The organism is Mesorhizobium sp. M7D.F.Ca.US.004.03.1.1 (assembly GCF_003998635.1).
GTDB classification, from domain to species: Bacteria; Pseudomonadota; Alphaproteobacteria; order Rhizobiales; family Rhizobiaceae; genus Mesorhizobium; species Mesorhizobium loti.
In genome coordinates, this window is sequence record NZ_RZQG01000904.1 from 1 (window position 1) to 2,319 (window position 2,319).

Sequence of the window (2,319 nt, forward strand, 5' to 3'; positions counted from 1 at the left end):
TCGTTGCGCCATGTCATTCGGCTTCTTCCGCAACCTGACAAAGCCCAAGCCCGCGCCTGTCGAAGAGCGCGAGCACGTCGTTGCCGGCCGCTCGCTGCCGCTCAAGATCGTCGAGAACGACCGTGCAAGGCGGCTGACGCTGCGCATCGATTCAGGTGGCCGGGGCCTGCGCATCACCGTGCCGCCCGGCCTGCGGCGGGGCGAGGTGGAAAAGTTCCTCGACCGCCATCAGGACTGGCTGGAGCAGCGGCTGGCCAAGGTACCGGCGCGGCCGCAGGTGCGGCCGGGTATCAAGATTCCGGTGCGCGGCGTGGCGCACCGCATCGTCCATGAGCCTTCGAAACGCGGCACGGTGACCGTGTCGCGCGACGAGCGCGGTCCGCTGCTGATCGTGCATGGCGACCGCATCCATCTGCCGCGCCGCATCGCCGATTTCCTCAAGCGCGAGGCCAAGCGCGAGATCGAGAAGCTGGTGGTCAAGCACACCGAGGCGCTGGGCAAGCGCGCCAAAGCGATCCGCTTCAAGGACACGTCAAGCCGCTGGGGATCCTGCACCTCCGACGGCAATCTGTCGTTTTCCTGGCGCATCATGATGGCGCCGTCGCCGGTCATCAATTACCTCGTCGCGCATGAAGTGGCGCATCTGAAGGAGATGAACCACGGCCCGAAATTCTGGAAACTGTGCGAGCAGCTCTGCCCGGACACCGAGCGCTGCAAGGCATGGCTGAAGCGCAATGGCGGCGCGCTGCAGGCGATCGCGTTCGAGTAGTTCCCTCAATCATCATTCGCCGCGTTGAGTTCGTCCGGTCGCAACCCCTCATCACCATGATGCGGCCAGGGCAAAAAATTGCCGTCGAAGGCATCGCTGCCGAAATAGTCGAGCGCCCGATGTGCCTCGGCGCCGTTGAAGGCGGCCTTGTCCATCAGGTGCGCAATGACCTCGCGCGCCTGCGTGATCTTCTGCCTGAGTTCGGCAACGGTTCTGTCGGCCATGATCGTGCTCCCGCCTTGCATCCTGTCCCATCCATAGGTAGCGCCTTTGGCCGTGCCGGCAAACGGCATGCTTTTTCTCGACTCTTTTCGCTTTTCATGCCAATTCCCGCGCCATGGCACTCGACATCAAGATTTGTGGCTTGAAGACTGATGGGGCAATGGCCGCGGCGCTGGCCGGCGGCGCCAGCCATGTCGGGTTTATTTTCTTCGCGAAAAGCCCACGCTATGTCGAACCTGCCGAGGCTGGCCGTCTGCGCGAGGCGGCGCGCGGCAAGGCTTTGGCGGTTGCCGTAGCCGTCGATGCCAGCGACGCCTTCCTGGATGAGATCGTTGCCAAGATGCAGCCCGACATGCTGCAGCTGCACGGCTCTGAAACGTCGGAGCGGGTGGCCGAGGTCAAGGCCCGCTACGGCTTGCCGGTGATGAAGGCGCTGCCGCTCAGCGAGGCTGCCGATCTCGAGCGGATAAAGCCATTCATCGGCATAGCAGACCGGTTCCTGTTCGACGCCAAGCCGCCGAAAGGCTCCGAACTGCCGGGCGGCAATGGTGTTGCCTTCGACTGGCGCATTCTCGCCGGCCTTGACGGCGGCGTCGATTACATGCTTTCCGGTGGGCTCAACGCCGCCAATATCGGCGATGCCCTTCGGCTTGCCAACCCGCCTGGAATCGACATTTCCTCAGGCGTGGAAAGTGCGCCGGGCGTCAAGGATCCGGCGCTGATCGAACAGTTTTTCCGGGCCGTCAGGGCAGCGCGGGACAACCGCGCCGCCTGATCATGCCTTAACGACAAGCCAGGAGATCGGCGATGAACAAGCCGGCGACACCCAATTCCTTCCGCACCGGACCCGACGAACAGGGCATGTTCGGCATTTTTGGCGGTCGTTTCGTTGCCGAAACGCTGATGCCGCTGATCCTCGACTTGGAGCGGCACTGGAATGAGGTCAAGAACGATGCGGACTTCAGGGCAGAACTGACTGACCTGTCGACCCATTATGCCGGACGGCCGTCGAAGCTTTACTTCGCCGAGGGGCTGACCAAACATCTCGGTGGTGCAAAAGTCTATTTCAAGCGCGAGGATCTGAACCACACCGGTTCGCACAAGATCAACAACTGCCTCGGCCAGATCCTGCTGGCCAAGCGCATGGGCAAGAAGCGCATCATCGCCGAAACCGGTGCCGGCCAGCACGGCGTGGCCTCGGCCACGGTCGCGGCCCGCTTCGGCTTTCCCTGCGTCGTCTATATGGGCGCCACCGACGTTGCCCGGCAAAGCCCCAACGTCTTCCGCATGAAGCTGCTCGGCGCCGAAGTGCGGCCGGTGACCGCCGG

At 63.4% G+C, this 2,319-nt stretch carries 4 protein-coding genes; 3 read left to right on the plus strand and 1 reads right to left on the minus strand.

Going from position 1 to position 2,319, the window contains the following annotated elements:
* Nucleotides 1-10 precede the first annotated feature (10 nt).
* Nucleotides 11-769 carry a M48 family metallopeptidase gene (locus EN935_RS31645; RefSeq protein WP_109666937.1) on the plus strand — a complete coding sequence of 253 codons (759 nt, stop codon included), beginning with the start codon at nt 11-13 and terminating at the stop codon, nt 767-769.
* Between the two features lie 5 nt (nt 770-774).
* Here EN935_RS31645 and EN935_RS31650 read toward each other — a convergent pair whose 3' ends face one another.
* Complete coding sequence (locus tag EN935_RS31650) at nt 775-993, minus strand: hypothetical protein (RefSeq protein ID WP_126067293.1); 219 nt, start codon at nt 991-993, stop codon at nt 775-777.
* A gap of 113 nt (nt 994-1,106) precedes the next feature.
* Here EN935_RS31650 and EN935_RS31655 point away from each other — a divergent pair, with 113 nt between their 5' ends.
* Together EN935_RS31655 and EN935_RS31660 are read left to right on the plus strand one after the other, a co-directional pair.
* Nucleotides 1,107-1,766, plus strand: coding sequence for a phosphoribosylanthranilate isomerase (locus EN935_RS31655; protein ID WP_127373995.1), 660 nt, complete (start codon nt 1,107-1,109; stop codon nt 1,764-1,766).
* A gap of 32 nt (nt 1,767-1,798) precedes the next feature.
* Nucleotides 1,799-2,319: pyridoxal-phosphate dependent enzyme (locus tag EN935_RS31660; protein ID WP_127373996.1), on the plus strand; the 521-nt coding region annotated here is incomplete at its 3' end.

Bases quoted from the DNA above. Each gene is read 5' to 3' on its own strand.
- EN935_RS31645 (WP_109666937.1), top strand. From the start codon at position 11: ATGTCATTCGGCTTCTTCCGCAACCTGACAAAGCCCAAGCCCGCGCCT.
- EN935_RS31650 (WP_126067293.1), bottom strand. From the start codon at position 993: ATGGCCGACAGAACCGTTGCCGAACTCAGGCAGAAGATCACGCAGGCG.
- EN935_RS31655 (WP_127373995.1), top strand. From the start codon at position 1,107: ATGGCACTCGACATCAAGATTTGTGGCTTGAAGACTGATGGGGCAATG.